This is a genomic window from Enterobacter sp. Taxon_8, from assembly GCF_058354585.1.
On record NZ_CM177989.1, the window covers coordinates 496,856 to 517,880 of the forward strand.

12 protein-coding genes are annotated in these 21,025 nt (G+C 57.0%); 5 read left to right on the top strand and 7 right to left on the bottom strand.

Going from position 1 to position 21,025, the window contains the following annotated elements; genetic code table 11:
- Window positions 1-6 precede the first annotated feature (6 nt).
- Window positions 7-4,467, bottom strand: coding sequence for a glutamate synthase large subunit (gene gltB / locus AC4IBF_RS02395; RefSeq protein WP_115876363.1), 4,461 nt, complete (start codon window positions 4,465-4,467; stop codon window positions 7-9).
- Between the two features lie 686 nt (window positions 4,468-5,153).
- Between gltB and mnmL the strand changes: the two genes are divergently transcribed.
- Window positions 5,154-6,095 carry a tRNA modification radical SAM protein MnmL/YtqA gene (gene mnmL / locus AC4IBF_RS02400; RefSeq protein WP_288460756.1) on the top strand — a complete coding sequence of 314 codons (942 nt, stop codon included), beginning with the start codon at window positions 5,154-5,156 and terminating at the stop codon, window positions 6,093-6,095.
- Here mnmL and AC4IBF_RS02405 read toward each other — a convergent pair.
- On the bottom strand, window positions 6,075-7,577 hold the full coding sequence (locus AC4IBF_RS02405; protein WP_325848660.1) for a helicase HerA-like C-terminal domain-containing protein: 1,503 nt from the start codon (window positions 7,575-7,577) through the stop codon (window positions 6,075-6,077). The genes mnmL and AC4IBF_RS02405 overlap by 21 nt on opposite strands.
- 137 nt (window positions 7,578-7,714) lie before the next feature.
- On the opposite strand from AC4IBF_RS02405, the gene AC4IBF_RS02410 reads away from it, so the two are divergent.
- The gene (locus tag AC4IBF_RS02410) at window positions 7,715-9,355 is read left to right on the top strand and encodes a dihydroxyacetone kinase subunit DhaK (protein WP_491463135.1); all 1,641 of its coding nucleotides are present in this window, start codon (window positions 7,715-7,717) and stop codon (window positions 9,353-9,355) included.
- A gap of 43 nt (window positions 9,356-9,398) precedes the next feature.
- On the opposite strand, the gene ahr is transcribed toward AC4IBF_RS02410, so the two are convergent.
- The 5 genes from ahr to pepA form a co-directional block, all read right to left on the bottom strand.
- Window positions 9,399-10,418 carry an NADPH-dependent aldehyde reductase Ahr gene (ahr, locus tag AC4IBF_RS02415; RefSeq protein ID WP_045403564.1) on the bottom strand — a complete coding sequence of 340 codons (1,020 nt, stop codon included), beginning with the start codon at window positions 10,416-10,418 and terminating at the stop codon, window positions 9,399-9,401.
- Between the two features lie 83 nt (window positions 10,419-10,501).
- On the bottom strand, window positions 10,502-11,005 hold the full coding sequence (locus AC4IBF_RS02420) for a GNAT family N-acetyltransferase (RefSeq protein WP_045403561.1): 504 nt from the start codon (window positions 11,003-11,005) through the stop codon (window positions 10,502-10,504).
- Between the two features lie 123 nt (window positions 11,006-11,128).
- Window positions 11,129-13,984 (bottom strand): valine--tRNA ligase, encoded by a 2,856-nt coding sequence (locus tag AC4IBF_RS02425; RefSeq protein WP_491463136.1) that lies wholly within the window; start codon window positions 13,982-13,984, stop codon window positions 11,129-11,131.
- On the bottom strand, window positions 13,984-14,427 hold the full coding sequence (holC, locus tag AC4IBF_RS02430; RefSeq protein WP_008502815.1) for a DNA polymerase III subunit chi: 444 nt from the start codon (window positions 14,425-14,427) through the stop codon (window positions 13,984-13,986). The genes AC4IBF_RS02425 and holC overlap by 1 nt, the downstream gene beginning before the upstream one ends.
- A gap of 86 nt (window positions 14,428-14,513) precedes the next feature.
- Window positions 14,514-16,025, bottom strand: coding sequence for a leucyl aminopeptidase (gene pepA, locus AC4IBF_RS02435; RefSeq protein ID WP_023309366.1), 1,512 nt, complete (start codon window positions 16,023-16,025; stop codon window positions 14,514-14,516).
- 266 nt (window positions 16,026-16,291) lie between these two features.
- Between pepA and lptF the strand changes: the two genes are divergently transcribed.
- From lptF to arcB, 3 genes are all read left to right on the top strand, one after another.
- Window positions 16,292-17,392 carry an LPS export ABC transporter permease LptF gene (gene lptF / locus AC4IBF_RS02440; RefSeq protein ID WP_047650945.1) on the top strand — a complete coding sequence of 367 codons (1,101 nt, stop codon included), beginning with the start codon at window positions 16,292-16,294 and terminating at the stop codon, window positions 17,390-17,392.
- Window positions 17,392-18,474, top strand: coding sequence for an LPS export ABC transporter permease LptG (gene lptG / locus AC4IBF_RS02445; protein ID WP_115876359.1), 1,083 nt, complete (start codon window positions 17,392-17,394; stop codon window positions 18,472-18,474). The genes lptF and lptG overlap by 1 nt, the downstream gene beginning before the upstream one ends.
- Before the next feature lie 135 nt (window positions 18,475-18,609).
- Window positions 18,610-20,943 (top strand): aerobic respiration two-component sensor histidine kinase ArcB, encoded by a 2,334-nt coding sequence (arcB, locus tag AC4IBF_RS02450; RefSeq protein ID WP_111964978.1) that lies wholly within the window; start codon window positions 18,610-18,612, stop codon window positions 20,941-20,943.
- Window positions 20,944-21,025: the final 82 nt, after the last annotated feature.

Genomic DNA, 21,025 nt, shown 5'->3' on the forward strand with positions numbered 1-21,025 from the left:
AATTCCTTACTGCGCCTGCACGCGCAGCTCTGCTGCGCTACGACTACGGTGACCCAACAGGGCTTTAACATCGCTGGACTTCGGCTTAACCAGCGCGAATTTCGCAGAGAACGCCGGCCAGTTCGCCAGGATCTCTTCGCCGCGCGAAGAACCGGTATGCTGCACGTGTTCGGTAATTAAACCGCGCAGGTGTTCTTCGTGAATGGCCAGCGTGTCAACGTCCAGCACTTCCACCAGCTCCGGGTTCACGCGTTTGCGGAACTCGCCGTCTTCGTCCAGGACGTACGCAAAACCGCCCGTCATGCCCGCGCCGAAGTTCACGCCGGTTTTACCCAGAACGCAAACAATCCCGCCCGTCATGTATTCACAACCGTTATCGCCAATGCCTTCCACCACGGTGATGGCACCGGAGTTACGCACCGCAAAACGCTCGCCCGCACGGCCTGCTGCAAACAGACGACCGCCGGTCGCGCCGTACAGGCAGGTGTTACCGATGATGCTGGCCTCATGGCTGCGGAAGGCTGAGCCGACCGGAGGACGCACCGCCAGCAGACCGCCCGCCATGCCTTTACCGACGTAGTCGTTGGCATCGCCGGTCAGGTACAGCTCAACACCACCTGCGTTCCACACGCCGAAGCTCTGACCCGCGGTACCGCTGAAGTGCGCGGTAATCGGATCCGACGCCAGCCCCTGGTCACCGTGCGTCTGCGCGATGTAGCCGGAGAGCGATGCACCCACGGAACGGTCGGTGTTACGGATATCAAACCAGAACGTTTTGCTCTGCTTGTCGTCCACGTACGGCTTCGCCTGCTGCAGCAGCTGTGCGTTCAGCACGCCGTTATCAAACGGAGGGTTGTTCTCGGTGCAGTAGACCGCTTTGCCAGGATGCGGCTGCGCGGTTTCCAGCAGCTTAGACAGCTCCAGCTTTTGCTGCTTGGCGGTGAAGCCTTCCAGCTCTTTCAGCAGGTCGGTACGGCCAATCAGGTCCACCAGACGTTTCACGCCCAGCTGCGCCATCAGCTCGCGGGTTTCACGGGCGATGAACTCAAAGTAGTTTGTCACTTTGAACGGCAGGCCGTGATAGTGGTTCTTACGCAGCTTCTCGTCCTGGGTTGCAACGCCGGTTGCGCAGTTGTTCAGGTGGCAAATACGCAGGTATTTACAGCCCAGCGCGACCATTGGACCCGTACCGAAACCGAAGCTTTCCGCACCGAGGATCGCCGCCTTGATGATGTCGAGGCCAGTTTTCAGACCGCCATCCACCTGCAGACGGATCTTATGACGCAGACCGTTAGCCACCAGCGCCTGCTGGGTTTCCACCAGGCCAAGCTCCCACGGACAGCCCGCATATTTCACGGAGGAGAGCGGGCTTGCGCCGGTACCGCCGTCATAACCGGCAATGGTGATGAGATCCGCATAGGCCTTCGCCACGCCGGTCGCGATGGTGCCAACGCCCGGTTCGGAAACCAGCTTCACGGAGATCATCGCCTTCGGGTTGACCTGTTTCAGGTCGAAAATAAGCTGCGCCAGGTCCTCGATAGAGTAGATATCGTGGTGCGGCGGCGGGGAGATCAGCGTCACGCCCGGCACGGAATAGCGCAGTTTGGCGATGTACGGGGTGACTTTATCACCCGGCAGCTGACCGCCTTCGCCCGGTTTAGCACCCTGAGCAACTTTAATCTGAATCACGTCGGCGTTGACCAGGTACGCAGGCGTTACGCCAAAGCGACCGGATGCCACCTGCTTGATACGGGACACTTTGTTGGTGCCGTAACGCGCAGGGTCTTCACCGCCTTCGCCGGAGTTGGAGTTGCCGCCGATGCTGTTCATGGCTTCAGCCAGCGCTTCGTGGGCTTCCGGGCTCAGCGCGCCGATGGACATCGCCGCGGTATCGAAGCGTTTGAACAGTTCCGATGCCGGTTCAACTTCGTCAATGCTGACCGCTTCATCGCCCGGATTGAGGGCAATAAGGTCGCGCAGCGTCGCCGCCGGACGGTTATTCACCAGCTCAGCGTACTGCTGATAATCGCTGTATTCACCGCTCTGAACCGCCTGCTGCAGCGTGCGCACCACGTCCGGGTTATAGGCGTGGTATTCGCCACCGTGAACGTATTTCAGCAGACCGCCCTGATCCAGCGGCTTACGTGCCAGCCAGGCGCGCTTGGACAGGTTCACCAGATCCTGCTGGAAGTCCGCAAAACCGGCGCCGCCGATGCGGCTGACCACGCCCTGGAAGCAGAGGTTGGCAACCTCGTCATGCAGGCCGACCGCTTCAAACAGCTTAGAACAGCGGTAGGAGGCAATGGTCGAGATGCCCATTTTGGACATGATCTTGTACAGACCTTTGTTGATGCCGTTACGGTAGTTCAGCATCACCGCGCGGTAATCTTTGTCGATCGCGCGGGTATCCACCAGACGGGCCAGCGTTTCGTAGGCCAGGTACGGGTAGATCGCCGTCGCGCCGAAGCCCAACAGCACGGCAAAGTGATGCGGGTCGCGGGCGCTTGCGGTTTCAACAATGATGTTCGCGTCGCAGCGCAGGCTCTTATCGACCAAACGCGTCTGGATAGCGCCGACCGCCATCGGGGCAGGTACAGGCAGACGGTTTTTCGCGATATTACGGTCGGACAACACCAGCAGCACGGTGCCGTTACGCACCATCTGTTCGGCTTTGTCACACAGCGCATTCACCGTCTCTTCAAGGCTCGCTTCGTTCACGTCGAAGGTAATGTCGAGCGTGTCGGCGCGGTAGTGCTCCTCTTTCATGGTGGTGAGCTGTTTGAAATCTGAATACAGCAGGATCGGCGATTTAAAGGTCAGACGATGCGCCTGGCCTTCGGCCTCGCAGAAGACGTTCATCTCACGACCGATGCTGGTGGCCAGCGACATCACGTGTGCTTCACGCAGCGGATCGATTGGCGGGTTGGTCACCTGCGCGAACTGCTGGCGGAAGTAGTCGTAAATGATGCGCGGCTGGCTGGAGAGCACGGCAAACGGGGTATCGTCACCCATCGAGCCGACCGCTTCCTGGCCGTTTTCACCGAGCACGCGGATGACAGAGTCCAGCTCTTCCGCGCTGTAGTTAAACTGCTTCTGGTAGCTCGCGAGAGTATCGTCGTCCAGCTCGCGGCTGCCCACTTCTTCGTCCGTGAGATCTTCGAACGGCACCAGGCGACGCACGTTCTTCTCCATCCACTCTTTGTACGGGTGGCGGCTCTTCAGATCGTTGTCGGTTTCGGCGGAGTGCAGGATGCGCCCACCGCGGGTGTCGATAACCATCAGCTCGCCCGGACCAACGCGGCCTTTCTCGACCACTTCGTCAGGCTGGTAATCCCAGATGCCGACTTCAGAGGCGCAGGTGATGAGCTTGTCTTTGGTGATAACGTAGCGCGCCGGACGCAGACCGTTACGGTCCAGGTTACAGGCAGCAAAACGGCCGTCGGACATAACGATGCCCGCTGGGCCGTCCCACGGCTCCATGTGCATGGAGTTGAAGTCGAAGAACGCGCGCAGCTCAGGATCCATATCCGGGTTGTTCTGCCAGGCCGGCGGCACGAGCAGACGCATGGCGCGCACGATATCCATCCCGCCCGCCAGCAGAAGTTCCAGCATATTATCCATCGAGCTGGAGTCCGAGCCGGTTTCGTTCACGAACGGCGCGGCATCGTGCAGATCGGGGATCAGTGGCGTCTGGAACTTATAGGTACGGGCGCGGGCCCACTGGCGGTTACCGGTGATGGTGTTGATCTCGCCGTTGTGCGCCAGGTAGCGGAACGGCTGAGCCAGCGGCCAGCGTGGAACGGTGTTGGTGGAGAAGCGCTGGTGGAACAGGCAAATGGCCGATTCCAGACGCAGGTCCGCCAGGTCCAGGTAGAAGCGCGGCAGGTCAGCCGGCATACACAGACCTTTATAGATATTCACCAGGTTAGAGAGGCTACAGACGTAGAACTCTTTATCGTCCTGGAGACGTTTTTCAATGCGGCGGCGGGCGATAAACAGACGGCGTTCCATATCACGTGGACGCCAGCCCGCAGGCGCGTTGACGAAAATCTGTTCAATACGAGGCAGCGAGGAGAGGGCGATTTCACCGAGCACCCCTTCGTTGGTTGGCACATCGCGCCAGCCGACAATCGACAGGGTTTCACGCTGAAGTTCTTCTTCGACGATGCGGCGTGAAGCGGCAGCCTTTTCAGGATCCTGATTCAGGAACAGCATGCCGACAGCGTAGTTTTTGGCTAAACGCCAGCCGCGCTCTTCCGCCACGATGCGGAAGAAACGATCCGGTTTTTGCAGCAGCAGGCCGCAACCGTCGCCGGTTTTACCATCGGCAAGGATGGCGCCACGGTGCTGCATACGGGCCAGTGCGTGAATAGCAGTACGCACTACCTTGTGGCTAGGTTCGCCTTCTATGTGGGCGATCAGGCCGAAACCACAGTTATCCTTCTCAAGGGATTTATCGTACAACATATCAGTGAACCTCCCCAGGCTCGTCGGGCTCCCACTGAACTTTACCGTGGCGCACAGGCACAGAAAGAGCATGGCGACGGGGTTTGCGTTTCATACGCGGACCTCGCATTCGCCCTCTTTTTCATCCTTTCGCGCAGGTAAACAAGTTTGAGGACTTGCTTCAGAGGGAATCTCAATTACTGCATAAATATGATGAGCAGGCCGCTCATCCAGAAAGCTTCCAGCGGATTTCCAACTTATCGGGAATTGGTACACAGGTCAAATGGCAATCTTATTTATACAAAAATGTGCTAAAGAGAGTCTATGTAATTGTATTTTAAGTGTATTTAACTATTTTTACATTGATTGAATGACCTGAGAGCGAGCAGCGGAGTGTGATCTGACTCACTATATGAAAGCGGTATTATCAATGTAGCGTGCTGAATAGCGGTTTTATAGCAGAACAATAATCTGGCAATGGATGCAAACCCGCATAAACCCACTGTTTTTCAGTGGTGGCGCTATAAATGAAAAAAACAATCAGAACATAAGGAAAAGTAATCACAGGCGGCGTGAATGAAATTGCAGTAATCGTGAGTATTTATTCATATGGATAAAGGCCGTCCAGGGCGATTGATCCAGGTCATCGCCGACAGAGGCTAAAAGTGGCAGGCTTGTCCCCTTTCTCCGGGACGGTCTATCAGATTATGCAGTTACAGAAATTAGTCAATATGTTTGGTGGGGATCTTTTGCAGCGGTACGGGCAAAAGGTTCATAAGCTGACGCTGCACGGCGGGTTTAGCTGCCCGAATCGCGATGGCACCATCGGGCGCGGCGGCTGCACCTTCTGTAACGTTGCGTCCTTTGCTGACGAGGCCCAGCGGCATAAATCTATCGCTGAACAGCTTGCCCATCAGGCCAGCCTGGTGAACCGCGCGAAGCAATATCTGGCCTATTTCCAGGCCTACACCAGCACGTGGGCGGAGGTGCAGGTATTGCGTTCGATGTATCAGCAGGCCGTCAGCCAGGCCAGTATTGTTGGGCTTTGCGTGGGCACACGCCCGGACTGCGTACCGGACGCGGTGCTGGACCTGCTCAGCGAGTACAAAGAACAAGGCTACGAGATCTGGCTGGAGCTGGGCTTGCAGACCGCGCACGACAAAACGCTGCACCGTATTAACCGTGGCCATGATTTCGCCTGCTACCAGCGCACCACGCGCCTGGCCCGCGAGCGCGGGCTGAAGGTCTGCTCGCATCTGATTGTTGGGTTACCCGGCGAGGGTCAACAGCACGGTCTTGAAACGCTGGAAAAGGTGGTTGAAACCGGCGTGGACGGCATTAAGCTGCACCCGCTGCATATCGTGAAGGGCAGTATTATGGCGAAAGCCTGGGAGGCCGGGCGGTTAAGCGGTATTGAGCTTGAAGACTATACGGTGACGGCGGGGGAGATGATTCGCCATACGCCGCCGGATATTGTCTACCATCGCATCTCGGCCAGTGCCCGCCGTCCAACGCTTCTGGCACCGCTATGGTGTGAAAACCGCTGGACGGGGATGGTGGAAATTGACCGCTATCTGCAGGAGAACGGCGTACAGGGTTCGGCGCTGGGCCGCCCCTGGATTCCGCGTCTAGCGGCGACGGCCGCCTAGCAAACTCCCCAGCATGCCGCGCACGATTTGATTGGTGACCTGTCGGGCTGCGCTTTTCGCCATGGTCTGCACCACGCCGTCGCGCTTGCCGCCGCGCGGCCCGGTGCTGCCGAAAAGAATGTCTTTGAGCCCACCGAGAATGCCGTCATCGACGGCGACAGATTGCCCTTTAGCGGCAGGCGCAGCCTGCGATTCTGTTGTCGCCTGGACCCCTTTTTGCAGCATCTCGAACGCGGACTCGCGATCCTCCTCGTCTTCGTATTTCCCGTAAACCGGAGAGTGGTTAATCAGGCCGTTGCGCTCATCGTCGGTCACCGGCCCCATACGCGAGCAAGGCGCGATCACCATGGTGCGTTCTACCACAGACGGGCTGCCCTTCGCATCCAGGAACGAGATCAGCGCTTCACCGGTGCCTAGCGCCTGAATCGCCGCTTCGGTATCAAAGGCAGGATTGGCGCGCATGGTTTGCGCGGCGGCTTTCACCGCTTTCTGATCTTTTGGCGTAAAGGCGCGCAGGGCATGCTGCACGCGGTTGCCGAGCTGCCCGAGCACGTTGTCGGGGATATCCGACGGGTTTTGCGAGACAAACCAGACGCCGACTCCTTTGGAGCGGATCAGGCGGATAACCTGTTCGATCTTATCCAGCAATACCTGCGGCGCGTCGTTAAACAGCAGATGCGCTTCGTCAAAGAAGAACACCAGCTTCGGTTTTTCCAGATCGCCCGCTTCCGGTAATTGTTCATAGAGCTCGGAGAGCATCCACAGCAGGCTAGCGGCGTAGAGTTTCGGCATCTGGTAGAGCTTCTCTGAGCTCAGGATGTTAATAATGCCTTTGCCGCTGCTGTCGGTGCGCATCCAGTCCTTGATATCCAGCATCGGCTCGCCGAAGAAGTGTTCGGCCCCCTGCTGCTCAAGCGTCAGTAGACCGCGCTGAATAGCGCCCACCGAGGCGCTGCTGATATTGCCGTACTGGTTCTGGAAGGATTTGGCGTTATCGCCGATGTATTGCGTAATGGCGCGTAGATCTTTGAAATCAAGCAGCAGCAGTCCCTGATCGTCGGCAATGCGGAAGATAATATTCAGCACGCCGGACTGCACGTCGTTGAGGTTAAGCAGACGGGCCAGCAGCAGCGGGCCAAGATCGGAGACGGTGGCGCGCACCGGGTGGCCTTTCTCACCAAAGATATCCCACACCACCACCGGGTTACCGTGCGGGGTCCAGTCCGTGATGCCAATATTTTTCAGCCGCTCGAGCAGTTTTTCAGATGCCGTCCCATCCTGAGCCACACCGGTTAAATCGCCTTTCACGTCAGCCATAAAGACCGGTACGCCAATCTCTGAAAGCGACTCCGCCAGCTTTTGCAGGGTGACGGTTTTCCCCGTCCCGGTCGCTCCGGTGATCAGACCGTGGCGGTTCGCCATCGCGGGCAGTAAATACAGCTCTTTTTCCAGCGTCCTGGCAATTAACAATGGTGTACTCATGATGCGCTTCCTCTCTTAGTCCTGGGTGGAGTATAGGCAACCTGGCCGCAATTTGGTTGAGTAAATTCCTGACTTTGCGGCGCATTATCCAGCGCGGACTATGCTTTTGCATACGGTTCACAAAATAGTGGGAAACGATGTCCAGATTCTTCTTTAACGATCGCAAACAGCTGGTCAACGATGCCATTGAAGGCATACTGCTTTCTGCGCCACACGCTAATCTCGTCAAGCTTGATATCGATCCGGCCATCAGGATCGTCGCACGCGGCGACTGGGACAAAAGCCGCGTGGCGGTGATCTCCGGCGGCGGCTCAGGCCACGAACCCGCGCACGCCGGGTTTGTCGGCAAAGGGATGCTGACGGCGGCAGTGTGTGGCGATCTTTTTGCTTCGCCGAGCGTGGATGCTGTGCTGAATGCCATTGTGGCGGTCACGGGCGACCGGGGCTGTCTGCTGATCGTAAAAAACTACACCGGCGATCGCCTGAACTTTGGTCTGGCGGCGGAAAAGGCTAAACGTTACGGTCTTAAGGTGGAGATGGCGATCGTGGCGGACGATATCGCGCTGCCGGATAACAAGCAGCCGCGCGGTATTGCCGGAACGGCACTGGTGCACAAGATTGCGGGCTATGCGGCGGAGCAGGGGAAATCGCTGAGCGAGGTGCGGGATATTGCGCAACAGGCCTGCGATAACCTCTGGAGCCTGGGCGTGGCGATGCAAACGTGCAACCTGCCGGGCAGCGACGATGAAGAGGGGCGGATTAAACAAGGCCATGTCGAGCTGGGCCTGGGCATTCACGGCGAGCCCGGGGCTTCCGTGGTGGATACGCAAAACAGCAAAGCCATTATTGACACCCTGGTGACGCCGTTACGCGCGCAGGCGGGCGAGGGGCGTTTTGCGGTATTGATTAACAATCTTGGCGGCGTATCGGCGCTGGAGATGGCGCTGCTGACCAAAGAGCTGGCGCACTCGGCGCTGAAAGAGAACATCGCGTACTTGATTGGCCCAGCGCCGCTGGTCAGCGCGCTGGATATGAAAGGCTTTTCGCTGACGCTGCTGAAGCTCACTGATTTCTTCGAAAAGGCGATTCACGCTGATGTCGAGACGCTGGGCTGGCAGAAGCCCGTGGCGTTTGCGCCACTGCGTACCGTTGAGCACAGCGCCATTCATGATCGAGTGGAATATACCTCATCGGACAATCCGCAGGTGGGAGCGTGTGTCTTCTCAGTGACAAAAACGCTGATCCAGCTGGAAAACCGCCTGAACGCGCTGGATGCGAAAGTGGGTGATGGCGATACCGGCTCCACCTTTGCGCAAGGGGCGCGGGATATTGCGCAGCGACTGGAGGGGAACACGCTCCCGCTTAATGATGTGTCTAAGCTGCTGCTGCTGGTTGGCGAGCGGCTGGCGACGGTGATGGGCGGGTCGAGCGGGGTGCTGATGTCGATCTTCTTCACCGCGGCCGGGCAAAAGCTTCACGATGGTCAGACGCTCCCTGAGGCCTTGCTCAGCGGACTGGCGCAGATGAAGCAGTACGGTGGGGCAGATCTCGGCGATCGCACGCTGATCGACGCGCTGCAACCGGCGCTGGAGGCGTTGCTGAAGGGAGATATCGAGGCAGCGGCGAAGGCAGCACAGCACGGTGCCGAAGCAACGGCGAAAATGGCGAAAGCCGGCGCGGGACGCTCGTCGTATGTCAATAAAGAGAACCTGGATGGGGTAATGGATCCGGGAGCGGTCGCGGTAGCGGAAGTATTTAACGTATTGGCGCAGCAGTGAAAGTAGGCCGGGTAAGGCGAAGCCGCCACCCGGCAAACTCACATCAGAAATCCGCTTTCAGCACCACGCGGTAGCGGGCTTTACCGTCGCGCACGTGCTGGATCGCTTCGTTGATTTTCGACATTGGATACAGTTCGGTGGTCGGCGCCACTTTGGTGCGTCCGGCGAATTTCATCAGTTTGCGCAGCTCGTACGGCGTACCGGTAGCAGAACCGGATATGCTGCGATCCCCACCGATCAGGGTAAACGCCGGAACCGGCAGCGGCTTCATCACCGCACCCACGGTGTGGAAGTTACCGCCGTAGGCCAGCGCTTCAAAGTACGGCTGCCAGTCGAGATCCACGTTAACGGTGTTGATGATCAGATCAAACTGGCCCGCCAGCGCGTTCAGCGCCTGCGGATCGCGGCTATTCACCACTTTATCAGCCCCCATCGCCAGTACTTCTTTCTCTTTCGCCGGGTTCGAGCTGAACGCCGTGACTTCACAGCCCATCGCGTGCAGCAGCTTGATGGCGATATGACCCAGTCCGCCAATACCGATGACGCCCACGCGGCTGGTGGCGGTGATATGGTGCATCAGCAGGGGCTTGAAGACGGTGATACCGCCGCACAGCAGCGGACCGGCGGATTCGATATCAATGCTCTCCGGCAGCGGGATCACCCATTGCCAGTCGGCGCGCAGCTTATCGGCAAAACCGCCTTTGTTCAGGATGGTAGGAACGGCGCCTTCGAGGCAGTTGATCTGATTTCCGCTGATACAGGCGTCGCAGTGACCACAGCTGCGTGCCGTCCAGCCAATGCCCACGCGCTGGCCCACTTTCAGCCCTTTGTCCTGCGCGGCGCTACCGAGCGCCACGACGCGGCCAATGACTTCGTGTCCGGCAACCAGCGGATAGCTGGAGAAGCCCCATTCGTTGTCGATCATCGAGAGATCCGAGTGGCAGATCCCGCAGTAATCAACCTGTACTTCGACGTCTTCTGCTTTTAGTTCGCCCGCATCGTACTCGTACAGCTCAAGTTCTGCACCCGCCTGCGGTGCGGCGTAGCTTTTTATCTTCGACATCGTGTTTCCCCCGTTGTGGTGTGAACTGAGAGTGTAGAGCATTCAGTTTACAGTCGCTTAACAGAAGAGGGCAGGAACGAAAGTTACAGACTTTTCAGCATCCTGACTTCGCAGTCAACGTGACCGGTACAGCCCAGCGGTGCATCGATATGCTCAAAGCCCAGATGTTCATACAGGCCGATGGCCTCTTTGAGGAACGCGGTCGTTTCAAGGTAGCAGCGGGTGAAGCCCTGCTTGCGCGCATGATCCAGAGCAATCAGCGCCAGCTTTTTCGCCAGTCCTTGCCCGCGCGCCGTTGGGAGGAAATACATTTTCTGCAGTTCGCAGATATCCGGCTCGCTGCAGCTGAGGGGCGCCACGCCGCCGCCTCCGACAACCTGGCCGTTCTGCTCGATTACCCAGTAGGCGTGCCCTGGCTGGCTGTAGAGCTGGTAAAGCGCGTCCAGGTTCGGGTCGGCAACCGTGTAGCCTTTGTCAGCCGTCAGGCCATATTCGGCAGAAACGGTGCGGATAACGGCGGCGATAGCCGGGTTATCCTGCTCAGCGATCCGGCGCATCGTCGTCGCGACGGGGGTAATCACGCTCATAGCATTACTCATTACAAAAATTGACACATAACTGCTGTTAATAGCACCGCAGAAAGGGGAGTGCAAGCGAGGAGTTTTCAGGAAGGATACCCCTTACGCTCTGAAGCGTAAGGGGTAAAAGCATTACAGGGCAGCGATAACCGCCTGCTGCTCAATCAGCTTGGTCTTCGCATCGGCGAAGGCAACCAGACGCTCACGCTCTTTCGCGATGACCGCTTCCGGCGCGCGGGCGACAAAGCCTTCGTTCGCCAGCTTGCTTTCGATTTTGCCAATTTCCACGTCGACTTTCGACACTTCTTTCGCCAGACGAGCCAGCTCGGCGTCTTTATCGATCAGACCTGCCATCGGGATCAGCAGCTCGGCGCCGTCGATGATTTTGGTCACGGAAACCGGACCTTTGTCATCCGCAGGCAGCACGGTGATGCTTTCCAGACGCGCCATGGTTTTCAGGAAGGTGTTGTTCTCTGTGACGCGACGAACGGCAGCTTCGCTGCAGCCACGAAGCAGCAGCTCCAGCGGTTTGCCAGGGGCAATGTTCATTTCAGCACGGATGTTACGTACTGCAACGATCGCCTGCTTCAGCCACTCGGTATCCGCTGATGCCGCTTCATCCACTTTCGCCGCATCGAATTCCGGGAACGGCTGCAGCATGATGGTATCTGCGTTGATGCCAGCAATCACCTTCACGCGCTGCCAGATGGTCTCGGTGATGAATGGAATAACCGGGTGCGCCAGGCGCAGCAGGCCTTCCAGAACGGTAATCAGCGTGTTGCGCGTGCCGCGCAGTTCCGCTTCAGTGCCGCCGTTCATGACCGGCTTCGCCAGCTCCAGATACCAGTCGCAGAACTGGTTCCAGGTGAATTCATACAGGATGCCCGCCGCGATGTCGAAGCGGTAGCTGTCCAGCGCCTCGCGGAACGCTTTCACCGTCTGGTTGAATTCCGCCAGGATCCAGCGGTCAGCCAGAGACAGCGTCATTTCGCCGCCGTTGAAGCTACAATCCTGATCTTCGGTGTTCATCAGCACGAAGCGGCTGGCGTTCCACAGCTTGTTACAGAAGTTACGGTAACCTTCCAGACGCTTCATGTCCCAGTTGATGTCACGGCCGGTAGAGGCCAGTGCCGCCAGGGTGAAGCGCAGGGCGTCGGTACCGTGAGCCTCAATCCCGTTCGGGAACTGCTTCTCGGTGCGCTTGCGGATTTTCTCCGCCAGCTGCGGCTGCATCATGTTGCCGGTACGTTTTTCCAGCAGCTCTTCCAGAGAGATACCGTCAACCATGTCCAGCGGGTCAATAACGTTCCCCTTGGACTTGGACATCTTCTGGCCTTCGTCGTCGCGGATCAGACCGGTCATATAGACGGTATGGAACGGAACCTGCGGCTTGCCGTCTTCGTCTTTGATGAAGTGCATGGTCATCATGATCATGCGGGCAATCCAGAAGAAGATGATGTCGAAACCGGACACCATCACGCTGGTTGGATGGAACTGACGCAGCGCGTCGGTGTTTTCTGGCCAGCCAAGGGTGGAGAAGGTCCACAGCGCGGAGGAGAACCAGGTGTCCAGCACGTCTTCGTCCTGACGCAGCGCAACGTCTGCACTCAGGTTGTTTTCCTGACGCACTTCATCTTCGCTGCGGCCAACGTAGACGTTGCCTTCATTGTCGTACCATGCCGGGATACGGTGACCCCACCACAGCTGACGAGAGATACACCAGTCCTGAATATCGCGCATCCAGGAGAAGTACATGTTTTCGTACTGCTTCGGCACGAACTGAATGCTGCCGTTCTCAACCGCTTCAACAGCTGGTTTCGCCAGCACGTCGGCACGCACGTACCACTGGTCGGTCAGCATTGGCTCGATAACCACGCCACCGCGGTCGCCGTACGGCACGGTCAGATCGTGAGGTTTGATCTCTTCCAGCAGGCCCAGTGCGTCAACGGCAGCCACGATCGCTTTACGCGCGGCAAAACGTTCCAGCTTCTGGAACTCCGCCGGGATGTCGCTGGAATAAACGTCGGATTCGTTGCCTTTGGTGTCGTACACTTCTGCGCTTTCGCGGATATCGCCGTCGAAGGTCAGGATGTTGATCATCGGCAGGGCGTGACGACGACCCACTTCATAGTCGTTGAAGTCGTGCGCCGGGGTGATTTTCACGCAGCCGGTGCCTTTTTCCATGTCGGCGTGTTCGTCGCCCACAATCGGAATACGGCGGTTTACCAGCGGCAGCACCACGAATTTGCCGATCAAATCTTTATAACGCGGATCTTCCGGGTTAACGGCCACGCCGGTATCGCCCAGCAGGGTTTCCGGACGGGTGGTCGCGACCACCAGGTAATCTTTGCCGTCGGCGGTTTTTGCGCCGTCGGCCAGCGGATAGCGGATGTGCCACATGGAGCCTTTAGACTCGCGGTTTTCCACTTCCAGGTCAGAAATTGCGGTGCGCAGTTTCGGATCCCAGTTTACCAGGCGTTTGCCGCGGTAAATCAGGTCTTCTTTATACAGGCGAACGAAGACTTCTTTAACGGCATTGGACAGGCCTTCATCCATGGTGAAGCGCTCGCGCTCCCAGTCCACGGAGTTGCCGAGACGACGCATCTGACGGGTAATGGTGCCGCCAGATTCCGCTTTCCACTGCCAGATTTTGTCGATAAAAGCGTCGCGACCGTAGTCGTGGCGGGTTTTTCCTTCTTCAGCGGCAATTTTACGCTCAACCACCATCTGGGTCGCGATACCCGCGTGGTCAGTCCCCGCCTGCCACAGGGTGTTTTTGCCCTGCATGCGCTGGTAACGGATCATGGTGTCCATGATGGTCTGCTGGAAAGCATGACCCATATGCAAACTGCCGGTGACGTTCGGCGGCGGGATCATGATGCAGAAGGACTCTTTGCTTTCGTCGCCGTTAGGCTTGAAATAGCCCTGCTGTTCCCAGTGCTCGTAAAGCGGCTGTTCGATATCGCGTGGGTTATATGTCTTTTCCATTATTTCCAGGTTGCCGTATTCAGGTTAAAACCAGCCAGGCGGTACGCTTTGTAGCGTTCGCGCGCCAGTTGTTTCAAAGATTCTTCGTAAGGGACAAAGTCTACCACTTCTGTGAAAGCGGTGGCAAAATCTGCAAAATCTATCCGCAGGCTAATCAGAATATCGCGCGCGCTACTGTTGCGCTTTTGCGGCCAGGCAATTTCAACCGGCGCCCCGCCGCGCGGACCTTCGCCTGACAGGTTATGCGGAACAAAACTCTCCGGCGGGCGGGCCCACAGCGCTTCATCGAGACGAATCGCCTGCTGCTCATCTTCACAGGCTATCAACACGCGTTTGCCTGCGCGCCAACGTTCTGCGGCAATTTCACACACCAGCTGTTCGACGGCGCTGAGGCCATCCTGATGGGTGTCGTTGTCCAGAAGGTAGAACGTTGCATTCTTCATATATGGGGCTTCTTGTGCTCACTTTAAATGCTTAAGCCGGGCGGCGGCTTCGCCTTACCCGGCCTACGGTTTACTGCCGTTTTGACTTACTCGTCGCCGTTAAAACCCGCACGATTGAGCAGGAACTGCGACAACAGCGCTACCGGGCGACCGGTTGCGCCTTTGGCCTTGCCGGAGCGCCACGCGGTGCCCGCGATATCCAGGTGCGCCCAGTTGTACTTGCGGGTGAAGCGCGCCAGGAAGCAGCCCGCGGTGATCGCCCCGCCAGGACGTCCGCCAATGTTCGCCATATCCGCAAAGTTAGACTCCAGCTGATCCTGATATTCGTCACCCAGCGGTAGACGCCATGCGCGGTCCCCGGCCTGCTCTGACGCACCAATCAGCTCGTGCGCCAGCGGATTGTGGTTCGACATCAGGCCGGTAATGTGATGGCCCAGCGCAATCACACAGGCTCCGGTGAGCGTGGCGACGTCAATCACCGCTTCCGGCTCGAAGCGCTCAACGTAGGTCAACACGTCACAGAGTACCAGACGGCCTTCGGCGTCGGTATTCAGCACTTCAACGGTCTGGCCGGACATGGTGGTCAGAACGTCCCCCGGACGATAGGCGCGGCCGCCGGGCATATTTTCGCAGCCCGCCAGAACGCCGATCACGTTGATAGGCAACTGAAGTTCCGCAACCATCCGCATCACGCCGTAAACCGCCGCCGCGCCGCACATGTCGTACTTCATCTCATCCATGCCTTCGGCAGGCTTGATGGAGATACCGCCGGAGTCGAAGGTCAGGCCTTTACCGACGAGCACAATCGGGCGTGCGTCTTCGGACGGGTTGCCTTTGTACTCAATGACCGACATCAGGGATTCGTTTTGCGAGCCGTTACCGACCGCCAGATAAGAGTGCATCCCCAGCTCTTTCATCTGCTGTTCGCCGATGACGCGGGTAATGACGTTTTTGCTGTAGGCGTCGGCCAGCTGACGCGCCTGAGAAGCCAGGTAAGCCGCGTTACAGATGTTCGGCGGCATGTTGCCGAGATCTTTAGCCGCTTTAATGCCGGCTGCAATGGCCAGACCGTGTTGAATGGCGCGTTCACCGCTGGTCAGTTCACGACGGGTTGGCACGTTAAAGACCATTTTACGCAGCGGACGACGCGGCTCGCTTTTATTGGTTTTCAGCTGATCGAAGCTGTACAGGCTCTCTTTTGCCGTTTCAACCGCCTGACGCACTTTCCAGTAGGTGTTACGCCCTTTGACGTGCAGCTCGGTCAGGAAGCAGACGGCTTCCATTGAGCCAGTATCATTCAGCGTATTGATTGTTTTCTGAATCACCTGCTTATACTGACGTTCATCCAGCTCGCGTTCTTTGCCGCAGCCAATCAGTAAAATACGCTCTGACAGTACGTTCGGAACATGGTGCAGTAACAGCGTCTGCCCAGGTTTGCCTTCCAGTTCGCCACGGCGCAGCAGGGCGCTAATATAGCCGTCACTGATTTTATCGAGTTGCTCGGCGATCGGGGAGAGTCGGCGTGGTTCAAAGACGCCCACAACGATGCAGGCACTCCGCTGTTTCTCCGGGCTACCGCTTTTTACACTGAACTCCATGCACTACGCTCCTGAATCTTAAAGACAACGGCGGCAGCTACGGATAGAATTGAAACCTTTCGTAACTCATGTCCGCTGTTGTGGTGACTTCGTGTTAATCTTACGTTACTACGGTTTCGACACGTCAGAAACAATCCTGAAGCGTGAATCCGCCGGATGTTTTAATCTTAGCGATGATTTCGACGACTCAAGAGAATAAATGACGTTTAAGCCATGAAACAAGCGATTTTCCAGCAAAGAGACGGGTTTTTACGGGCGTATTTAAAGTGATAATCATAAGATATCTGGTGCGGGAGACGCTCAAAAGCCAACTGGCGATCCTTTTCATCCTGCTGCTGATTTTTTTCTGTCAGAAGCTGGTTAAGATCCTCGGTGCGGCCGTTGACGGCGAAATTCCAACAAATCTGGTACTTTCCCTGCTTGGTTTAGGGATCCCGGAAATGGCGCAGCTTATCCTGCCGCTAAGTCTTTTCCTTGGCCTTCTCATGACGCTTGGGAAACTCTACACCGAGAGTGAAATCACGGTGATGCACGCCTGCGGCCTGAGCAAAGCGGTCCTGGTGAAAGCCGCCATGATACTGGCGCTGTTCACGGGTATCGTTGCGGCGGTGAATGTGATGTGGGCGGGCCCCATGTCTTCCCGCCATCAGGACGAAGTGCTGGCCGAAGCGAAAGCCAACCCCGGCATGGCGGCGTTAGCCCAGGGGCAGTTCCAGCAGGCAACCGACGGAAACTCCGTGCTGTTTATTGAGAGCGTTGACGGCAGTAAATTCAACGACGTCTTCCTTGCGCAGCTGCGTCCCAAAGGAAATGCGCGTCCTTCAGTGGTGGTTGCAGACTCCGGTCAGCTGGCTCAGCGCAAAGATGGTTCACAGGTCGTGACGCTGAACAAAGGTACCCGTTTTGAAGGCACCGCGATGCTGCGGGACTTCCGTATTACGGATTTCCAGAACTATCAGGCCATTATCGGCCATCAGACCGTGGCGCTCGATCCAACGGATACCGAGCAAATGGACATGCGTACCCTCTGGAATACCGATACTGACCGGGCGCGCGCTGAGTTCCACTGGCGTATCACGCTCGTCTTCACCGTTTTTATGATGGCGCTGATTGTCGTTCCGCTGAGCGTGGTGAACCCGCGTCAGGGACGCGTGCTATCTATGCTGCCGGCGATGCTGCTTTACCTGATCTATTTCCTGCTGCAAACCTCGATTCGTTCCAACGGCGCGAAGGGTAAGCTGGACCCTATGGTCTGGACATGGTTCGTCAACAGTCTGTACATCTTACTGGCGCTGGGGTTAAACCTGTGGGATACGGTGCCTGTGCGCCGTATACGTGCCCGATTCTCGCGTAAAGGAGCCATCTAATGCAGGCGTTTGGCGTTCTTGATCGCTATATCGGTAAAACCATTTTTACCACCATCATGATGACGTTGTTCATGCTGGTGTCGCTCTCCGGCATTATCAAATTTGTCGATCAGCTGAAAAAAGCCGGGCAGGGGAGCTATGACGCGCTGGGCGCGGGGATGTATACCCTGCTCAGCGTGCCGAAAGATGTGCAGATCTTCTTCCCGATGGCGGCCCTGCTGGGTGCGCTGCTGGGGCTGGGAATGCTGGCGCAGCGCAGCGAGCTGGTCGTAATGCAGGCCTCGGGTTTTACCCGCATGCAGGTTGCGCTGTCGGTGATGAAAACCGCAATCCCACTGGTGCTGTTGACCATGGCGATTGGCGAATGGGTTGCGCCTCAGGGTGAACAGATGGCGCGTAACTACCGTGCTCAGGCCATGTACGGTGGTTCACTGCTCTCGACTCAGCAAGGTTTATGGGCTAAAGACGGTAAAAACTTCGTCTACATCGAACGGGTGAAGGGGAATGATGAACTGGGCGGGGTGAGCATCTACGCTTTCGATGACCAGCGCCGTCTGCAGTCCGTTCGCCACGCCTCTTCGGCGAAATTTGACGCCGAACATAAGCAGTGGCGGTTGTCCCAGGTTGATGAATCCGACCTGACCGATCCGAAACAGATTACGGGTTCTCAGACGGTAACCGGCACGTGGAAGACCAACCTGACGCCTGACAAGCTCGGTGTTGTTGCCTTGGATCCTGACGCGCTCTCTATCAGCGGTCTGCACAACTATGTGAAATATCTGAAGTCGAGCGGACAGGATGCGGGACGTTATCAGCTCAACATGTGGAGCAAAATCTTCCAGCCAATGTCCGTGGCGGTAATGATGCTGATGGCGCTGTCGTTTATCTTCGGTCCGTTGCGCAGCGTGCCGATGGGGGTTCGCGTCGTGACCGGCATCAGCTTCGGCTTTGTGTTCTACGTGCTCGATCAGATCTTCGGTCCGCTGACGCTGGTTTATGGCATTCCGCCGATAATTGGTGCGCTGTTGCCAAGCGCCAGCTTCCTCCTGATCAGCCTGTGGCTGATGTTGAAACGCTCCTGAATGACCTCTCCTCGCTTCCGGTTACCCGGGAGCGAGGCTAATCTCCTGTTTCATCCCGCACTTTTTCTCACAACCTTCAACGCCTCGCCCTGAATTTGAGTATTATTGAGCGATAACGTCGTGAAGGGATCCTCTATGAAGCAAATTCGAATGCTTGCCCAGTATTACGTCGACCTGATGATGAAGCTTGGGCTGGTGCGTTTCTCCATGCTGCTTGCGCTGGCGCTGGTCGTTCTGGCCATTGTCGTGCAAATGGCCGTTACTATGGTTCTGCATGGTCAGGTCGAGAGTATCGACGTCATCCGCTCCATCTTCTTTGGCTTGCTCATTACCCCCTGGGCGGTCTATTTCCTTTCCGTGGTGGTTGAACAGCTGGAAGAGTCCCGTCAGCGTTTGTCTAAGCTGGTCGATAAACTGGAAGAGATGCGTGAGCGCGACCTGAAGCTCAACGTCCAGCTCAAAGACAACATTGCGCAGCTGAATCAGGAGATCTCCGATCGTGAGAAGGCGGAAGCCGAACGTCAGGCCACGCTGGAGCAGCTGAAAATCGAAATGAAAGAGCGCGAGGTCACGCAGATCCAGCTTGAGCAGCAATCCTCTTTCCTGCGGTCGTTCCTCGATGCGTCGCCGGACCTGGTGTTTTACCGCAATGAAGATAAAGAGTTTTCCGGCTGTAACCGGGCGATGGAGTTGCTCACCGGGAAAAGCGAGAAGCAGCTGATTCACCTGAAGCCGCAGGACGTTTACTCTGAAGAGGCGGCGGCCAAGGTTATGGAGACCGACGAAAAAGTCTTCCGTCATAACGTCTCGCTGACCTATGAACAGTGGCTGGATTACCCGGACGGACGCAAAGCCTGTTTTGAGATCCGTAAGGTGCCGTACTATGACCGCGTGGGGAAACGCCACGGCCTGATGGGCTTTGGCCGCGATATCACCGAGCGTAAGCGCTATCAGGATGCCCTGGAGCGCGCCAGTCGCGACAAGACCACCTTTATCTCCACCATTAGCCACGAGCTGCGCACGCCGCTTAACGGCATTGTCGGGCTGAGCCGTATTCTGCTGGATACCGACCTGACCGCAGAGCAGGAAAAATACCTCAAGACTATTCATGTCTCAGCGGTCACGCTGGGTAATATCTTCAACGATATTATTGATATGGATAAGATGGAGCGCCGTAAAGTTCAGCTTGATAATCAGCCTGTTGATTTCACCAGCTTCCTTGCCGATCTCGAAAACCTGTCTGGCCTGCAGGCGCAGCAGAAAGGACTGAGTTTTGTCATGGAGCCAACCCTGCCGCTACCGCATAAAGTGGTGACTGACGGCACGCGTCTGCGCCAGATCCTGTGGAACCTTATCAGCAACGCGGTGAAATTTACCCAGAAGGGGCAGGTGGCGGTGCGCATACGCTATGACGAAGGAGATATGCTGCACTTTGAGGTGGAGGATTCCGGGATTGGTATTCCGCAGGAGGAGCAGGACAAAATCTTTGCCATGTACTACCAGGTGAAGGACAGCAACGGCGGAAAACCGGCGACCGGAACAGGTATTGGCCTGGCGGTCTCTAAACGTCTGGCGAAGAGCATGGGCGGCGATATCACCGTTGCCAGCCAGCCGGGCAAAGGGTCAACCTTCACGCTGACGGTCCATGCGCCGGCGGTGGCGGAAGAGGTAGAAGATACCTTCGAAAATGACGATATGCCGCTGCCTGCCCTGCACGTTCTGCTGGTGGAGGATATTGAGCTGAACGTGATTGTGGCTCGCTCGGTGCTGGAAAAACTGGGCAACAGCGTGGATGTCGCGATGACCGGTAAGGCCGCACTGGAGATGTTTAAACCGGGCGAATACGACCTTGTGCTGCTTGATATCCAGCTGCCGGATATGACCGGGCTGGATATCTCGCGTGAGCTGACGCGTCAGTACGCGGCCGACGAACTGCCGCCGCTGGTGGCGCTGACGGCGAACGTGCTAAAAGATAAAAAAGAGTATCTCGATGCCGGTATGGACGATGTACTCAGCAAGCCGCTGGCGGTGCCTGCTCTGACCGCCATGATTAAGAAGTTCTGGGATACTCGTGATGAAGAGGAGAGCACCATGACGTCTGTTGATAGCGCAAAAGCCCAAACGATACTCGATACCGCGATGCTGGAGCAGTATATCGATCTGGTAGGCCCGAAACTTATTACCGATGGTCTGGCGGTCTTCGAAAAAATGATGCCGGGCTATCTGAGCGTTCTTGAATCAAACCTGACGGCCCGGGACCAGAAAGGCATCGTCGAAGAAGGACATAAAATCAAAGGTGCCGCCGGCTCGGTCGGTTTGCGCCATCTTCAGCAACTGGGTCAACAGATTCAGTCGCCTGATTTACCTGCATGGGAAGATAACGTGGGTGATTGGGTTGAAGAGATGAAACAAGAGTGGCAAAACGATGTTGCGGTGCTTAAAGCCTGGGTCGACGCCAGAAAAAAATGACCCCGGCTTAACCGGGGTGCGCGAATACTGCGCCAACACCAGGGAAATCGTGGCTGCGCCTGTTTTTTTAAAGTTATTTTCG

What these genes read in the sequence shown, in the direction of transcription:
- mnmL (WP_288460756.1), top strand. Translation starts at nt 5,154, where the DNA reads ATGCAGTTACAGAAATTAGTCAATATGTTTGGTGGGGATCTTTTGCAG.
- ahr (WP_045403564.1), bottom strand. Translation starts at nt 10,418, where the DNA reads ATGTCGAAGATAAAAAGCTACGCCGCACCGCAGGCGGGTGCAGAACTT.
- arcB (WP_111964978.1), top strand. Translation starts at nt 18,610, where the DNA reads ATGAAGCAAATTCGAATGCTTGCCCAGTATTACGTCGACCTGATGATG.
- AC4IBF_RS02410 (WP_491463135.1), top strand. Translation starts at nt 7,715, where the DNA reads ATGTCCAGATTCTTCTTTAACGATCGCAAACAGCTGGTCAACGATGCC.
- gltB (WP_115876363.1), bottom strand. Translation starts at nt 4,467, where the DNA reads ATGTTGTACGATAAATCCCTTGAGAAGGATAACTGTGGTTTCGGCCTG.
- pepA (WP_023309366.1), bottom strand. Translation starts at nt 16,025, where the DNA reads ATGGAGTTCAGTGTAAAAAGCGGTAGCCCGGAGAAACAGCGGAGTGCC.
- AC4IBF_RS02420 (WP_045403561.1), bottom strand. Translation starts at nt 11,005, where the DNA reads ATGAGCGTGATTACCCCCGTCGCGACGACGATGCGCCGGATCGCTGAG.
- lptG (WP_115876359.1), top strand. Translation starts at nt 17,392, where the DNA reads ATGCAGGCGTTTGGCGTTCTTGATCGCTATATCGGTAAAACCATTTTT.
- AC4IBF_RS02425 (WP_491463136.1), bottom strand. Translation starts at nt 13,984, where the DNA reads ATGGAAAAGACATATAACCCACGCGATATCGAACAGCCGCTTTACGAG.
- AC4IBF_RS02405 (WP_325848660.1), bottom strand. Translation starts at nt 7,577, where the DNA reads ATGAGTACACCATTGTTAATTGCCAGGACGCTGGAAAAAGAGCTGTAT.
- holC (WP_008502815.1), bottom strand. Translation starts at nt 14,427, where the DNA reads ATGAAGAATGCAACGTTCTACCTTCTGGACAACGACACCCATCAGGAT.